The organism is Pseudomonas sp. D3-10 (assembly GCF_051132175.1).
Classification (GTDB): Bacteria; Pseudomonadota; Gammaproteobacteria; order Pseudomonadales; family Pseudomonadaceae; genus Aquipseudomonas.
In genome coordinates, this window is record NZ_CP071668.1 from 3,897,406 (window position 1) to 3,912,960 (window position 15,555).

Consider the following 15,555-nt stretch of genomic DNA (forward strand, 5'->3'; position numbering starts at 1 on the left):
ACAACAGAATGCTCAAATGCATAAGCCGCTACTTTTTGTTGTTAGCCGCAGGACTCAATGCAGGGCTCCTCCTGGCGACAACGAATGTGCCTCAGGCCTACTCGCTGCTGAGTCGCGCGGCCGCGGATCATATCGAGATCAGGCTCGACGATACCCAGCGCGCCTGGCTCAAGGAACGTCGCGAACTGATCCTGGGAACCTCCGCCCCGGATTATCCGCCTTTCGACCTTTCCAGCAGTGGCCGCGACTACGAAGGCATGACCGCCGATTATGCCGGAGTCATCGCCAAGGCGACCGGCCTGCCAATGAACGTACTGCGGTTCGATTCGCGGGAAGCCGCCATCGCCGCGCTCAAGGCCGGAGAAATCGACCTGCTCGGCACTGCCAACGGGTTCGAAGCGCAGAATTCAGGCGTCGCTCTTTCGGCACACTACGCTGTCGATCAACCGGTGCTGGTCACCCGGACGAATGAAAGCCGCCCGCTGAACGAAGACCTCAAAGGGCTGCGGCTCAGCATGGTCTATCACTACCTGCCGTTGGAGGACGTCAAACAGCTATACCCCACGGCCCGCATCAACACGTATCCCTCCTACCAGAACGCGATCAATGCCGTTGCCTTCGGCCAGGCCGATGTCTTTCTTGGCGACGCCATCTCCACCCACTACATGATCAGCAAGGGGTACTTGAACAACATCCGCATGGCCAGCTTTGCCAAACACGAGGCACACGGGTTCGGCTTCGCGCTCCGGGAGGACGACACCCGCCTGTTGGACATCGTCAATACCACGCTCAACCAGATTCCCATTGCCGAACAAGCGGCAATCTCCAAGCGCTGGAGGGCAGGCAGCGACCTGTACCTCGCCGAGCATAAAATCCAGCTGACCGACCGCGAACAGGACTGGCTGGCTAGGCACCCGGTGGTCCGGGTGGCGGTGAACGAAAGATTCGCGCCCTTTACTTTTTTCGACCCAGACGGGGATTTCCACGGCATCAGCGCCGACCTGCTGGAATTGATCCGCCTGCGCAGCGGCTTGCGCCTGGATATCCAGCGTTATCAGGACGATGACGAAATGATCGCCGCGGTCCTCGGCGGCAAAGCCGACGTGATCGCCGCGTTGCTGCCTGGCAGCGAACGACAGAAATCGCTGAAATTCAGCCGTCCCTACATGGACAGCTCGTTTGTATTGCTTACGCGCAAGCAGTCCGACACACCGGCAACGCTGGACCAGTTCGGCGCGCGGAGCCTGGCCGTTACCAAAGGCAACCCCATCATCGAATGGCTACGCAGCCAGTATCCAGACCTGCGAATTATCGAAACCGTCGATTCGCAGCATGCCGCCCAGTCGCTCGCCGAGGGGCAAGTCGACGGCAGCGTGAACGCGCTGGTCATGGCCAACTATTTCCTGGCGTCCCATACGCTGCAGGGCAAGCTGCAGATCAGCAGCACCGTCGGCACCCGCGACGCCATGTTCTCCCTGGCCACGGCCAGGAACGCGACGGAGCTGAGCGCCATCCTCGATAAAGCCCTGACCAGCATCGACCCCGATGAACTGGGCGTGATCGACAACCGTTGGCGCGGCTATATCCCGGCCGCGGAAAGCACATGGCGCACCTACAACCGCCTGTTTCTCCAGGTCGTAGCGGGGGCCGGCCTTTTGCTGTTGCTCTCACTGGCCTGGAACGCCTATATGCAACGGCAGATCCGCCAACGCCAGCGGGCGGAACTGGCCCTCAACGACCAGCTCGAGTTCATGCACGCCCTGCTCAACGGCACGCCCCATCCCATTTATGTAAGAGACCGGGACGGGGTCCTGCAAAGCTGCAACGACAGCTACCTGGAGACGTTCGACGCAAGACGCGAAGACGTGATCGGCAAGGACATCATGCCCGGGGCCATGAGCAACGCCTTCGAAGCGCTGGAGTACCAGGCCGATTATCGACGCGTCATGGCCCAGGGCACCGCACAGATCATCGATCGGCCCCTGCACATCGGTGACCGCAAGCTGACGATCTATCACTGGATACTGCCTTACCGTAACTCCGCGGCCCAGGTGCAAGGGATCATCGGCGGCTGGATCGATATCAGCGAACGGCGACAGCTTGTCGAGGATCTGCGAGCCGCCAAGGAACAGGCCGACGACGCCAACTGGGCCAAGAGCACGTTCCTGGCCACCATGAGCCATGAGATCCGCACTCCCATGAATGCCGTGATCGGCATGCTCGAGTTGGCGCTCAAGCATGCCGACAAGGGCCAGATGGACCGCGCGGCGATTGAAGTCGCATACGAGTCGGCTTCCGGCATGCTCGACCTGATCGGCGATATCCTCGACATTGCCCGTATCGAATCCGGCCACTTGGGCCTTGCACCCGAACGGGTCGACCTCAAGGCGCTGGTGCAATCGGTCATGCGGGTTTTCGAAGGACTGGCCCGGCAGAAAAACCTGGCGTTGTCGTTGCGATTCGAGCCAACCGAGGGTAACCCGGACGTGCTGATGGACCCGTTGCGATTCAAGCAGGTGATTTCGAACCTCATCAGCAACGCCCTGAAGTTCACCGAGGAAGGTGAAGTGAATGTCAGCGTGAGGCTGTCCCGCACGATCGGGGAAGACTCCCTTCGAATGCAACTGGACGTGCGCGACAGTGGCATCGGCATCAGCCCCGCCGACCTGCAACGCCTGTTCGAGCCGTTTGCCCAGGTCGACAATGGCAACCGGATGGCCCGCAAGGGCGCTGGGCTGGGCCTGGTGATCAGCCGCCACCTGTGCCAGGTCATGGGCGGTGAACTGCACATGAACAGCCAACCGGGCGCAGGAACCCAGGTCCGGGTTTGCCTGCCCTTGGCCATCCTGCCCGACGCAAAGGCTCGCGCCCCCGTCGCGCCTGTCGTTGAAACAGCCGCCTGCGCGCTGAACGTCCTGGTCGTGGACGATCATCCGGCCAATCGCCTGTTGATGGCGCAACAACTGGACTACCTGGGTCATCACCACCATGTCAGCCATGACGGCGAACAGGGATTCAAGGCCTGGCAGGAGGGGAATTTCGACCTGGTCATCGCCGACTGCAACATGCCGGTCATGAGCGGCTACGAGCTCGCCGGAGCAATCCGTCGACACGAGGCCGAACAACGGCGACCGCCCTGCACCATCCTCGGGTTCACCGCCAATGCACAACCCGAGGAAAAACAACGCTGCAAGGAGGCGGGCATGGACGACTGCCTCTTCAAGCCCATCAGCCTGAGCGCCCTGCATCAGTGGATGAGCACGATCAAACCCGGCGGCCGCGCCCACGCTTTCAACGTTCAAAGCCTGCAGATGCTGACTGGCGGCGACCCTGTCTCCATCCAGCGTCTGCTGGCGGAACTGCTCAGCAGCAATCGCGCAGACCGCCAGGAGCTACTCGACGTCGCCCGAGGGGCAAACCCACAGGCGATCACCGAGACAGCACACAAGATAAAGGGCGTCGCCCGTATCGTGCAGGCGACTTCATTGATCCAGCTGTGCGAGACACTGGAGCAGGCCTGCCAACAAGGGCTCGCGCCGGAACGCATCGATGAATGCACGCATGCCCTGGGCCGGGCGATGAGCGAACTGGAGCAGGCCCTGGAAACAGAGATCGCCAAGGCAAAATAACCGGTGTTTACTATGCTGTTCGCTCAGCAGTGCGTAGCCGGGGGCGATCTCCCCCAACACTTGGAGTGATGGAAATGCCCAGCGCACCGCGTCCGCAAAAACGCCGGTTTCCCCTGCACGTTCATATCAGTGTGATGTTCACGCTGCTCTTGCTGCTGACCGGTGTGGTGCTGGGCGTCTTCAACTATCGGCAAACCACCCAGATCATCCTGTCTGGCAGCGAACAGCTGTTCAATCGAATCGAACAGGACGTGCGCCTGGACCTGTACGACACTTATGAACCGATCCGCCATCTGCTGGGCCTGCTGGCCCACTACCCGGCGACGCGCGAACCGGGGATGGCCCAGCGACTGACGCTCCTCGCCCCCTTCACCCAGGCACTGCGGGACAACCCGAACCTGGCATCGCTGTACCTGGGCGATCGCGACGGCAATTTCCTGATGGTCCGGCCTTTGGGCTCCGAGGCCTCGAAGACGGCGATCAAGGCACCGGCTGCCGCGCGCTACGAGGTCTGGACCATCGAGCGCACGGCTGACGAAGGCCAGGTGCTCTCCCAATCATTGTTCTACGATCAGGCCCTGGCGCTCATCGGTCGCCGCGACAACTCAGGCGAGACCTTCGATCCGCGCAGCCGCGGCTGGTTTCGCAGCGCAATGGACACCTCCGAACAAATCACCACCGAACCCTATGTGTTTTTTTCCAGCCGCAACATCGGCACGACCCTCGCCCGCCGCAGTGGCGATCAGGCCGTCATCGGCGCAGACCTCACCCTGGCCGCCCTCTCCCAGACGCTGGCCAAGCACAAAGTAACCGCCAGTACCGAGATTGTCCTGGCGGATCTGCAAGGCAACGCCGTGGGTTATCCCGACAGCGGCCGGCTGGTGACCGACAGCCAGTCGGCACGCCTGATCAAGGCGCGCGACTTGCATCCGGCCATTGCCGCCGCGCTCGACAACGACACTGATACGCCGCGCCTGGAGGCGGCGGGACGCGAATGGATCGTTTCTCGCAGCCACATGCAGGAAGGCGGGCCGAAGGGCCTGGAACTGGCGTTGCTGGTTCCGGAAGACGAGCTGCTCGCCGGCGCCTATCGCATGCGCTGGCAAGGCGCGCTGATCACCCTCGCCACCTTGCTGCTGTGCCTGCCCTTGGGCTGGCTGACCTCCAGGATTTTGGTCAAGCCATTGCGGGCCCTGGTGCAAGAGGCCGATGCCATCCGCAGTTTCAATTTCCATTACCCGGTGTCCCGTCGCTCCCCCGTGTTGGAGGTTGACCAACTGGGCGTTTCAATGGCCCGCATGAAGGAAACCCTGGCGAGCTTTTTCGAAATCACCGCCAGCCTGCGCGCCGAAACCCGCTTCGCCCCGCTACTGGAGCGAGTGTTGTTCGAGACCGTGAAAATTGGCCAGGCCCAGGCTGGCCTGATCTACCTGCGCGAAAACGATGGCGAGCACATCAAGCCCTGCGGACTGGTCATCGACGGTTCCCCTCGGGACCCGCAAACCTTCGCCCTGCGAGGTTACTCACTGGACGCTGCGGACAATCCCCAATGGCTTCGCGAGCTGGCCGTCGCGCAAACCCTTGTATCGTCCCTGGGTTTCGAACAGGCGGGCGATTTGCGCAGTGTCCTGCTTGCGCTGGACGCGCCACGGGTACACCTGATCGGCATCCGCCTGTGCAATCGTCACCAGGAAACCGTTGGCGCGCTGGTTCTGCTGATCACCGACACCGGCACCGAAGCGGACCTGGAAAAGCTCCAGCCGGATCGCATCGCCTTCCTGCAGGCCGTGTCCGGCACCGCGACGGTGAGCATCGAAAGCCAGCGCCTGCAAGCCAGGCAAAAACAATTGCTGGACTCGTTCATCCAATTGCTGGCCGGCGCGATCGATGCAAAGAGCCCCTACACCGGCGGCCATTGCCAGCGAGTACCGGCCCTGACGCTGATGCTCCCCCACGCCGCCGCCGCCAGCCCGGCGCCGGCGTTCGAAAGCTACCGCCCGACCGAAGACGAATGGGAGGCGGTGCACATCGCGGCCTGGCTACACGACTGTGGCAAGGTGACCACGCCCGAATACGTGGTGGACAAAGCCACCAAGCTGGAAACCCTGAACGACCGTATCCACGAGATCCGTACCCGCTTCGAAGTCCTCAAGCGTGACGCCTGGGTCGACTACTGGCAGGCGCTGGCAACCGGAGGCGAACCCTCATCCCTGGCAGAGCGACGCGACGCGACACTGGCCGCCCTCGACGATGACTTCATCTTTGTCGCACGCTGCAACCTGGGCTCCGAAGCCATGGCCGATGCCGACCTGCAACGCTTGCAAACCATCGCCCGCCGCACGTGGACCCGGACCCTGGACGATCGCCTGGGGGTTTCCTGGGAAGAAAACCGCCGCCAGGCGCGCACGCCCAAGCCGACATTGCCCGTGAATGAACCCTTGTTGATGGACAAACCCGAGCATCTGTTCGAGCGGCACGAGGCCGAGTTGATTCCAGAGGACAATCCCTGGGGCTTCCAGCTCGATGTGCCGACCTGGAAATACAACCGCGGCGAACTCTACAACCTCAGCATCACGCGTGGCACGCTGACCCGCGAAGAGCGCTACGTGATCAACCACCACATGGTCCAGACCATCCTGATGCTCAGCCAGTTGCCCTTCCCCAGCCACCTGGAAAATGTTGCGGAAATCGCCGGCGGCCACCACGAGAAAATGGACGGCACCGGCTACCCCAAGCGATTGAAGCGTGAGCAGATGAGCCTGCCGGCTCGAATGATGGCGATTGCCGATATCTTCGAAGCCCTGACCGCGGCCGATCGCCCCTATAAAAAAGCCAAGAAGCTGAGCGAAGCCCTGGGCATCATGGCCACCATGTGCCGTGACGCCCATATCGATCCCGAGCTGTTCGGGCTGTTCATCGAAGAAAGAATCTACCTGCGCTACGCCGAGGCGTTTCTCGACCCGCTCCAGATCGATGAAGTCGACCCGGGCGACCTATTGCTCAGGGCTGGATTGAAAGCATGATCAGCAATCGGTCAGGCGCAGGAATATCGCCGCCAACTGTTCGATACCGGCCTGGTCATGCTCGCTGAAGCGCGCCAGTTTGGGACTGTCCAGGTCCAGCACGCCGACCAGGCGCCCGTCCTTGACCAGCGGCACCACCAACTCGCTGTTCGAGGCGCTGTCGCAGGCGATATGCCCGGGGAACGCATGCACGTCCTCGACGCGCTGGGTCTGGCGGGTCGCCGCAGCGGCGCCACACACGCCGCGACCGAAGGGAATCCTTACACAAGCGATCTGCCCCTGGAACGGCCCCAGCACCAGCTCATCGTTGCGATTGAGGTAAAAACCGGCCCAGTTGAGGTCGTCCAGCTGACTGAACAGGAACGCCGAGAACTGTGCGGCGTTGGCGATGAAATCGCGCTCATCCGCCAGCAGCGATTGCAACTGTGCCGATAACAAGCCATAGCCTTCGAGGCCTTCGCCAGTGCTTTTCAAATCGATCATGCATCTTGCTCCAGCAATTTCAGGCCCACCCAATAACGGGCAAATTGATAGGCGCAACGTCCGTTGCGATTGCCGCGTCCGGTCGCCCAGCGAACCGCTTGTATTTCCAGCGCCTCGTCACGCTGCCAGGCCAGCCCGGCCTTCGCCGCGAGCTCGCCGATCCAATGCTCAACCACGTCGAGAAAATGCTCTTGGGTGAACGGATAAAACGACAGCCAAAGCCCGAAACGGTCAGACAAGGCAATCTTGTCCTCCACGGCTTCGCTCGGATGAAGCTCGCCGTCGACCCGCTTCCAGTTCTCGTTGTCGCTTTCCTTTTCCGGCACCAGATGACGACGGTTCGAGGTGGCATACAGCAGCACGTTGTCCGGGGCCTGTTCGAGGGATCCGTCGAGCACGCTCTTGAGTACGCGGTAGTCACCTTCGCCGGACTCGAACGACAAGTCATCGCAGAACACCACGAAGCGCTGGGGCAATTTCGCCACTTGCTCGACCACCCGAGGCAGATCGGCCAGATGATCGCGTTCGATCTCGATCAAGCGCAGGCCCTGGCCAGCATGTTCGGCCAGCAACGCACGTACCAGCGAAGACTTGCCCGTGCCGCGCGAGCCCCACAGCAAGGCGTGGTTGGCAGGCATGCCATCGATGAACTGCCGGGTGTTGCGCCCCAACTGTTCGACCTGGCGATCAACGCCGATCAGGTCAGACAAGCGCATATCGAGGCTGACCTGGAGCGGCAGGAGAAAACCGCCGCGCCCGTCGCGCTGCCAACGGGCGGCCAGGGTCTGGTTCCAGTCGATGGCGGGCCGTGGCGCAGGCAAAAAGGGCTCGATACGGGTCAGCACCGCATCGGCGCGTTCAAGAAAAGCAATCAATCGGGCGTCCACGTCTTTTCCTCGGACAGGTTCACGGTAATGATGACGCTACAGCGACGAAACGACAAAGCCGATGGCGGGTCTGTTTCACACACTACATACCGGCCGCACCGATATTCAGAGATGATCAGCTATGCTTGACCGGCGAAGGGAAACGTAAGTGGTTCACCATTCCATGGACATCAGGTTCACCCAACGGTTGTCGTACAAACAGGCCCGACTGACCGTCCTGGTGGGTTTCGTGCTGGGTACTTTATTAAGCCTGGGACAGATCGGCATCGATTATGCCAGCGAAGACGCATCGATCAACCGTGAAATCCTCTCGCTGTTGGAAATCAGCCACAACCCGGCCTCGCGCATCGCCTACAACATCGACGCCGAACTCGCTCAGGAACTGGCCCTGGGCCTGTTGCGCTCGCCGGCCATCATCGGTGCCGAACTCATCGACAACAACAATACGGTCCTGGCCAGCGTCAAACGTCCCGAGCTGCAGAGCAACAATCGGTTCATCAGCGACTTTCTCTTTGGCGCCCAGCGCCAGTTCGAAGACCGGCTCTACCTGACCCATCTGCCCGGCGAGTCCCTGGGAGTGTTGCGGCTGGATGTCGACACCTATTCGTTCGGCAGTCGCTTCCTGCGCCGGGCCGAGATCACCCTGCTCAACGGTTTCGCTCGTAGCCTGATCCTGACCGGCCTGTTGCTGGCGCTTTTCTACGTCATGCTGACCAAGCCCTTGGTGCGGGTCATCCGCGAGCTGAGCAGCCGCGACCCCAGTAGCAGCGAACAGAGCCCACTGGAATGCCCTTCCGGCCATCAATACGACGAAATCGGCGTGCTGGTTTCAGTCGCCAACCAGCAGTTCGAAAATATCTCCACCGAGATCCAGCAGCGACGCACGGCTGAAAACCGCCTCACCGATTACCTGGCGCAATTGGAAAATATCGTTTCGGCGCGCACCGCCGAACTCAAGGCCATCAATGCCCGCCTCAGCCAGTCCAACGAAGAACTGGAGGTCGCCCGGCGTACCGCCTTGGACATGGCCGACACCCGTTCTGCATTCCTCGCCAACATGAGCCATGAGATCCGCACGCCACTCAATGGCCTGCTCGGTATGATCGCCCTGTCCCTGGATGGCCCACTGACCGCTGAACAGCAGCAACAGCTGTCGATCGCCCACGACTCGGGCAAAGTGCTGGTCGAGTTGCTGAACGATATCCTCGACTTGTCCAAGTTCGATGCCGGCCAGCTGGAGCTCGAACGCATCCCGTTCGACCTGGGTTCCCTGGTCGAAGACACCGCCAACCTGCTTTCACAAAATGCCGCCCCGAGCGTCGAACTGGCGTGCCTGATCGAGCCGCAGTTTCCCGCGCAGGTACTGGGCGACCCGACCCGCGTCCGCCAGATCGTCAGCAACCTGCTGTCCAACGCATTGAAGTTCACCCGCTTCGGCCGGGTCGATGTGCGCTTGAGCCAGTATGAGGGCGGCGTGCGGATCGAGGTCTGCGACACGGGCATCGGCATCCCCCAGGAGGCCCAGGCGCGGATCCTTCAGCCGTTCACCCAGGCCGGCGCAGGCATTACCCGCCAGTTCGGCGGCACCGGGCTGGGGCTGGCATTGACCTACAACCTCTGCGAAGCCATGCAGGGCCGGCTCACGATCAGTTCCGAGGCCGGCTTCGGCAGCCAGTTCTGTGCCGACCTGCCGTTGCCTTGCCACACCCCTGCCGTCCCCGTCGTACGCTTGCATGGCAACGTCGTGGCCATCACCACCGCGAACAGCGGGCTGGCCGAACTGCTGGGCATGTTGCTACCCGCCTGGGGATTGGATTATGTCCAACGTTCCGTGGATGACGGGCTGCTGGGGCTCAAGCCCGACATCCTGATCACCGATTGCCCGGAATGCCTGTTCAACCTGCGGCCGACCTTCGACGCCACCATTCTGCTGGTTACCGCCTATGGCAGTTTCATGCCCAGCGAAGAAGCGAGCGCCCTCGCCCCATTGCTGCAACAGGCCCGGCCGCTGGCGCGCCATGCGCTTTATCAGGTCCTGCGTCGCGCCTTGCAAAGCGAGGCGACCACGATCAATGAGGCGCAGATCGACGCATTGCCGCCCACCCTGCGTGCTCGTGTCTTGTTGGTGGAAGACAACCCCGTCAACCAGCTGGTGGCCAAGGGCATGCTGGTCAAACTGGGTTGTGAAGTGGTTGTCGCGGCCCACGGCGCCGAGGGCCTGGATCAGCTCGAACAGCGGGAATTCGACCTGGTCCTGATGGACTGCAACATGCCGGTCATGGACGGCTACGAAGCCAGCCGGCAGATCCGCCGCAGCGGGCGCTGGCCCGACCTGCCGATTGTCGCGCTGACCGCCAACGCCATGCCCGAGGAACGTGAGCGCTGTCGGGCCGCCGGCATGAGCGACTATTTATCCAAGCCGTTCCGTCGCGAAGAACTGGCCGCATTGCTGGATCAATGGGTGCCCACTACGTCAGCGCTTTGATCTGGGCCAACAAATGATCGAGGCCGTCACGCAGCTCTCCCACGCGATCCAGATCAATACCGCTGTCACACAGCAAGCGAGCCTTGAGCGGGCCGACCTGCTCACGCAAGGTCCGCCCGCGCTCCGACAGGCTCAAATGCACTTCGCGTTCATCACGTGCCGATCGTTGCCGCTGGACCAGCTCCAGTTGTTCCAGGCGCTTGAGCAACGGCGTCAGCGTGCCGGAATCAAGCAGCAAGCGTTCGCCCAGGGCTTTGACGGTCGGTTGCTCCGGCGGGCTCACCTGCCATTCCCACAGTACGAGCATCGCCAGGTATTGCGGATAGGTCAGGCCAAGCTGATCCAACATCGGTTTGTAACCCCGAATCACCGCCCGCGACGCGGCGTACAACTTGAAGCACAACTGGCTGTCGAGCTTCAGCGAATCGACTGACAGATCATTCATTTGAGCAGGGCTTCGATCTCGGCGGTGAGGTCTTGGGGCTTGGTGGTCGGGGCAAAGCGCTTTACCACTTGGCCGTCCTTGCCGATCAGGAACTTGGTGAAATTCCATTTGATGCCCTTGGACCCCAGCACCCCCGGTGCCCGCTGCTTGAGCTGCACGAACAACGGATGGGCATTGGCACCGTTGACCTCGACCTTCTTGAACAATGGAAAGCTCACGCCGAAATTGAGCTCGCAAAACTCAGAAATCGCCCCCTCGTTGCCTGGCTCCTGCTTGCCGAACTGATTGCAGGGAAAACCCAGCACCACCAGCCCCCGGTCCTTGTAGGACTGCCACAACGCCTCGAGCCCCTTGTACTGCGGTGTGAAACCACATTGGCTGGCGGTATTGACCACCAACACGGCCTTGCCGGAAAAATCGGCCAGGGTCTTTTGCTCGCCCTTGATGGTCGTGCACGGGATGCTTAGCAGATTGTCGGTCATGAGGGCAGCTCCTGAAGAGGTTGGGAGAATGAAGATAGCGACCAATTAAATTGCGTGCAATTTAATTCTCGGAACACCTCATGGATCATGATGCTGCTGTGACTGTTGTGATGAGCCATGGGTGTTGTGGCGAGGGCGCTTTCTCCCGCTCGGCGGCGCAGCCGTCGTAAACCCAGCTGACGCGGTCCGTCTGGCAAACAGCGTTGGGGCGGCTGCGCCACCCAGCGGGAGCAAGCTCCCTCGCCACAAGGACCGCGTAGAACGTTTACTCCCGAGGCACGAGATCCAGGCACACCGAGTTGATGCAATAACGCAGGCCGGTGGGCGGCGGGCCGTCGGGGAAGACGTGCCCCAGGTGCGCGTCGCATTTGGCGCAGACCACCTCGGTGCGGATCATGCCATGGCTGACATCCCGCACTTCCACCACCGCGCTGCCTTCGATGGGCGCATAGAAACTCGGCCAGCCACAGCCGGAATCGAACTTGGTCATCGAATCGAACAACGGCTCGTTGCAGCAGATGCAGTGGTAAACACCGTCGGTCTTGGTCCCGTTGTATTTGCCGGAGAACGGTCGCTCGGTGCCTTTGAGCCTACAGACGTTGTATTGCTCCGGGTCGAGCATTTCACGCCACTCTTCAAGGGTTTTCTGCAACTTTTCCATCGTCCTACCTCGGCAATTGAAAAAGCCCGATCCGACGCTTTTCCGCAGATCGGGCGGCACGTATGATTGCGCCTCGTCAGGCGCCAGTCTGGCAGCCACGTCATGCGCATTCAAATGGATTGTGGCGCATCTACCGCGTCCGGCCCGGGCACAGACGCAGGATCCCCAGTACGGTAGTTCACACGCCGCCTGGATCGTTCATTTTCGGGAACACATCGCCATGCAGGTCAGCAAATCGAACAAGCTCGCCAACGTCTGCTACGACATTCGCGGCCCGGTGCTCAAGCACGCCAAACGCCTGGAAGAGGAAGGCCACCGCATCCTCAAGCTGAACATCGGCAACCCGGCGCCCTTTGGTTTCGAAGCCCCCGATGAAATCCTCCAGGACGTCATCCGCAACCTGCCGACCGCACAGGGCTACAGCGACTCCAAAGGTCTGTTCAGTGCGCGCAAGGCCGTGATGCAGTACTACCAGCAGAAGCAGGTCGAAGGCATCGGCATCGAGGACATCTACCTGGGCAACGGCGTGTCCGAGCTGATCGTCATGTCCATGCAAGCCTTGCTCAACAACGGCGACGAAGTCCTGGTGCCGGCGCCGGACTATCCGTTGTGGACCGCTGCCGTGAGCCTGTCCGGCGGCAACCCGGTGCATTACCTGTGCGACGAGCAGGCGAACTGGTTCCCTGACCTGGCGGACATCAAGGCCAAGATCACCCCGAACACCAAGGCCCTGGTGATCATCAACCCGAACAACCCCACCGGCGCCGTCTATTCCAGAGAAGTGCTGCTGGGCATGCTGGAACTGGCCCGTCAGCACAACCTGGTAGTGTTTTCCGACGAGATCTACGACAAGATCCTGTACGACGATGCCGTGCACGTCTGCACCGCGTCCCTGGCGCCGGATCTCCTCTGCCTGACCTTCAACGGCTTGTCGAAGTCCTATCGCGTCGCCGGCTTCCGCTCCGGCTGGATCGCCATCTCCGGGCCCAAGCATCACGCCCAGAGCTACATCGAAGGCATCGACATGCTGGCCAACATGCGCCTGTGCGCCAACGTGCCGAGCCAACACGCCATCCAGACGGCATTGGGCGGCTACCAGAGCATCAACGACCTGGTCTTGCCCCAGGGCCGGTTGTTGGAACAACGCAACCGCACCTGGGAACTGCTCAACAACATCCCAGGCGTCAGCTGCGTCAAGCCGATGGGCGCCTTGTATGCGTTCCCGCGCATCGACCCGAAAATCTGCCCGATCCACAACGACGAGAAATTCGTCCTCGACCTGCTGCTTTCCGAAAAGCTGCTGGTCGTCCAGGGCACGGCGTTCAACTGGCCATGGCCGGATCATTTCCGTGTCGTGACCCTGCCGCGAGTCGATGACCTGGACCAGGCCATCGGACGCATCGGCAATTTCCTAAAGTCCTACCGCCAGTAGCCCGGTCAGCGTGCGAGGCCCCTCGCCTCGCACGCTGTCTGATTCAGCAACATATCCGATCTTTGCGCGCCGGCAGGCCTTCTACACTGGGAAACCAGCGACCTTAGGAAGAGGAAACTCAACGTTCACGGGGCAAGGGCGACAAATCTCGATTCCACGATCACTTTCAGAAAAGTCTTTCAAACATTTAGGACGCGTGTAGGACACAGTTTGAAATAGTAGGCGAGTTGAATAGCCTGCGGCAGCACCTTATATACCCCGCATAACGCTACATCTTTAGCATGAGGAGATTGCTACCACCATGATGCGCATCCTGCTGTTTTTGGCCACTAACCTGGCGGTCGTGCTGATTGCCAGCATCACCCTGAGCCTTTTCGGCTTCAACGGGTTCATGGCGGCCAACGGGGTTGACCTCAACCTCAATCAGCTGCTGATCTTCTGTGCGGTGTTCGGTTTCGCCGGTTCCCTGTTCTCGCTGTTCATTTCCAAATGGATGGCGAAGATGAGCACCGGTACCCAGATCATCAGCCAGCCGCGCACTCGCCACGAACAATGGCTGCTGCAGACCGTCGAGCAACTGTCTCGCGAAGCCGGTATCAAGATGCCCGAAGTCGGGATATTCCCGGCCTACGAGGCCAACGCCTTCGCGACCGGTTGGAACAAGAATGATGCACTGGTGGCGGTAAGCCAGGGCTTGCTCGAGCGGTTCTCACCGGATGAAGTCAAGGCGGTGCTGGCTCACGAGATCGGCCACGTGGCAAACGGTGACATGGTGACCTTGGCGCTGATCCAGGGCGTGGTGAACACCTTCGTGATGTTCTTTGCCCGCATCATCGGCAACTTTGTCGACAAGGTGATCTTCAAGAACGAAGAAGGCCAAGGCATCGCCTACTACGTGGCGACCATTTTCGCCGAGCTGGTGCTGGGTATCCTCGCCAGTGCGATCGTCATGTGGTTTTCGCGCAAACGCGAGTTCCGCGCCGATGACGCCGGCGCCCGCCTGGCCGGCACCAGCGCCATGATCGGCGCCCTGCAGCGCCTGCGCGCCGAGCAAGGTTTGCCAGTGCACATGCCCGACACCCTGAATGCCTTTGGCATCAACGGTGGCATCAAGCAGGGCCTGGCCCGCATGTTCATGAGCCACCCGCCGCTGGAAGAGCGGATTGACGCACTGCGTCGCCGTGGTTGATCGCTAGAGCCTCAAAAAGAAGCCCGCAGCAGTGCGGGCTTTTTTTTGCTATTCCAAGCGCGGGGGCGGACTTTTCAACGATGGGGTCATTGAATGCACCCCACGACTGGATACCAGATATACCCGCTCATCCAGCCGCTTTACGCCCGCCTGCAAGAACTTCCAACTCTCGCCCAGCACATCCTGTTCGTGCAAGACCTGCAACTCCCAAGCCCCACCCAGCAACCGCTGCACCTCGTCATGCCCTACCGAAAACGGAGGTCCAGGCATCTCGTCCTGGTTGTAATCCAGCGTGATCACCAGCCCGACACAGTCCGGCATTATGCTCTGCAGATGGGCCGCATACCGCTCACGCATCGGCTCGGGCAAGGCGATCAATGCAGCGCGGTCATACAACGTCGCGCAATCGGCTACGTCCAAAGGCGTCAACGCAAAGAAATCACCGCAACGGATTTCAATGGCGCCGGCACGAAATATCTTGAAGGCGCCCTCCTCACTCACGTTCGGCTGGAGCTGATGTTCCTGGAAGAAATCAGTGACGGCTTTTTCCGACAGCTCAATCCCCCGTACGGAAAAACCTTGTTGCGCCAACCACAGCAGATCCAGCGTCTTGCCGCACAAGGGCACCAACACTCGCGTCTCTTCAGGCAACCCCAACTGAGGCCAGAAACGCCGCAGGTAAGGGTTCACTTCAGGCAGATGAAAGCCGATCTGGTTGGTTGACCAACGCTTGTGCCAAAACTCGGGGTCCATGGGGTTCGCTCCATAAATTCGATCAAAACAGCTTAAAACTTGTATTAGATTTCGATCATTGACCTGACAAAAGATGACACATCTTA

Annotated in this window: 11 protein-coding genes; 5 read left to right on the forward strand and 6 right to left on the reverse strand. The window is 60.9% G+C overall.

What is annotated here, in order from left to right:
• Positions 1–8 precede the first annotated feature (8 nt).
• Both J3P90_RS17445 and J3P90_RS17450 read left to right on the forward strand, forming a co-directional pair.
• Positions 9–3,629 carry a transporter substrate-binding domain-containing protein gene (locus tag J3P90_RS17445; RefSeq protein ID WP_434675118.1) on the forward strand — a complete coding sequence of 1,207 codons (3,621 nt, stop codon included), beginning with the start codon at positions 9–11 and terminating at the stop codon, positions 3,627–3,629.
• A gap of 74 nt (positions 3,630–3,703) precedes the next feature.
• The gene (locus J3P90_RS17450) at positions 3,704–6,652 is read left to right on the forward strand and encodes an HD domain-containing phosphohydrolase (RefSeq protein ID WP_434675119.1); all 2,949 of its coding nucleotides are present in this window, start codon (positions 3,704–3,706) and stop codon (positions 6,650–6,652) included.
• On the opposite strand, the gene J3P90_RS17455 is transcribed toward J3P90_RS17450, so the two are convergent.
• Positions 6,653–7,135, reverse strand: coding sequence for a GAF domain-containing protein (locus tag J3P90_RS17455; protein WP_434563150.1), 483 nt, complete (start codon positions 7,133–7,135; stop codon positions 6,653–6,655). It lies immediately after the preceding gene.
• Positions 7,132–8,022, reverse strand: coding sequence for an ATP-binding protein (locus J3P90_RS17460; protein ID WP_434563148.1), 891 nt, complete (start codon positions 8,020–8,022; stop codon positions 7,132–7,134). The genes J3P90_RS17455 and J3P90_RS17460 overlap by 4 nt, the downstream gene beginning before the upstream one ends.
• Before the next feature lie 163 nt (positions 8,023–8,185).
• Between J3P90_RS17460 and J3P90_RS17465 the strand changes: the two genes are divergently transcribed.
• Positions 8,186–10,507, forward strand: a complete 2,322-nt coding sequence (locus tag J3P90_RS17465; protein WP_434563146.1) for a response regulator — start codon at positions 8,186–8,188, stop codon at positions 10,505–10,507.
• On the opposite strand, the gene J3P90_RS17470 is transcribed toward J3P90_RS17465, so the two are convergent.
• From J3P90_RS17470 to msrB, 3 genes are all read right to left on the reverse strand, one after another.
• Complete coding sequence (locus tag J3P90_RS17470) at positions 10,491–10,952, reverse strand: MarR family winged helix-turn-helix transcriptional regulator (RefSeq protein ID WP_434563144.1); 462 nt, start codon at positions 10,950–10,952, stop codon at positions 10,491–10,493. The two genes, J3P90_RS17465 and J3P90_RS17470, sit on opposite strands and share 17 nt — an antisense overlap.
• On the reverse strand, positions 10,949–11,434 hold the full coding sequence (locus J3P90_RS17475) for a glutathione peroxidase (protein WP_420764789.1): 486 nt from the start codon (positions 11,432–11,434) through the stop codon (positions 10,949–10,951). Before J3P90_RS17475 ends, J3P90_RS17470 begins: the two co-directional genes overlap by 4 nt.
• 265 nt (positions 11,435–11,699) lie before the next feature.
• Complete coding sequence (msrB, locus tag J3P90_RS17480) at positions 11,700–12,095, reverse strand: peptide-methionine (R)-S-oxide reductase MsrB (RefSeq protein ID WP_420764790.1); 396 nt, start codon at positions 12,093–12,095, stop codon at positions 11,700–11,702.
• 220 nt (positions 12,096–12,315) lie between these two features.
• Here msrB and J3P90_RS17485 point away from each other — a divergent pair, with 220 nt between their 5' ends.
• Together J3P90_RS17485 and htpX are read left to right on the forward strand one after the other, a co-directional pair.
• Positions 12,316–13,527, forward strand: a complete 1,212-nt coding sequence (locus tag J3P90_RS17485; RefSeq protein ID WP_420764791.1) for a pyridoxal phosphate-dependent aminotransferase — start codon at positions 12,316–12,318, stop codon at positions 13,525–13,527.
• Between the two features lie 301 nt (positions 13,528–13,828).
• Positions 13,829–14,716 carry a protease HtpX gene (gene htpX, locus J3P90_RS17490; protein WP_003183732.1) on the forward strand — a complete coding sequence of 296 codons (888 nt, stop codon included), beginning with the start codon at positions 13,829–13,831 and terminating at the stop codon, positions 14,714–14,716.
• Between the two features lie 48 nt (positions 14,717–14,764).
• On the opposite strand, the gene J3P90_RS17495 is transcribed toward htpX, so the two are convergent.
• Positions 14,765–15,469: a thiopurine S-methyltransferase gene (locus tag J3P90_RS17495; protein WP_434650433.1), complete on the reverse strand. Its 705-nt coding sequence runs from the start codon at positions 15,467–15,469 to the stop codon at positions 14,765–14,767.
• Positions 15,470–15,555 lie beyond the last annotated feature (86 nt).

Bases quoted from the DNA above. Each gene is read 5' to 3' on its own strand.
- J3P90_RS17470 (WP_434563144.1), bottom strand. From the start codon at position 10,952: ATGAATGATCTGTCAGTCGATTCGCTGAAGCTCGACAGCCAGTTGTGC.
- J3P90_RS17445 (WP_434675118.1), top strand. From the start codon at position 9: ATGCTCAAATGCATAAGCCGCTACTTTTTGTTGTTAGCCGCAGGACTC.
- J3P90_RS17450 (WP_434675119.1), top strand. From the start codon at position 3,704: ATGCCCAGCGCACCGCGTCCGCAAAAACGCCGGTTTCCCCTGCACGTT.
- J3P90_RS17475 (WP_420764789.1), bottom strand. From the start codon at position 11,434: ATGACCGACAATCTGCTAAGCATCCCGTGCACGACCATCAAGGGCGAG.
- J3P90_RS17465 (WP_434563146.1), top strand. From the start codon at position 8,186: ATGGACATCAGGTTCACCCAACGGTTGTCGTACAAACAGGCCCGACTG.
- J3P90_RS17495 (WP_434650433.1), bottom strand. From the start codon at position 15,469: ATGGACCCCGAGTTTTGGCACAAGCGTTGGTCAACCAACCAGATCGGC.
- J3P90_RS17455 (WP_434563150.1), bottom strand. From the start codon at position 7,135: ATGATCGATTTGAAAAGCACTGGCGAAGGCCTCGAAGGCTATGGCTTG.
- J3P90_RS17485 (WP_420764791.1), top strand. From the start codon at position 12,316: ATGCAGGTCAGCAAATCGAACAAGCTCGCCAACGTCTGCTACGACATT.
- htpX (WP_003183732.1), top strand. From the start codon at position 13,829: ATGATGCGCATCCTGCTGTTTTTGGCCACTAACCTGGCGGTCGTGCTG.
- msrB (WP_420764790.1), bottom strand. From the start codon at position 12,095: ATGGAAAAGTTGCAGAAAACCCTTGAAGAGTGGCGTGAAATGCTCGAC.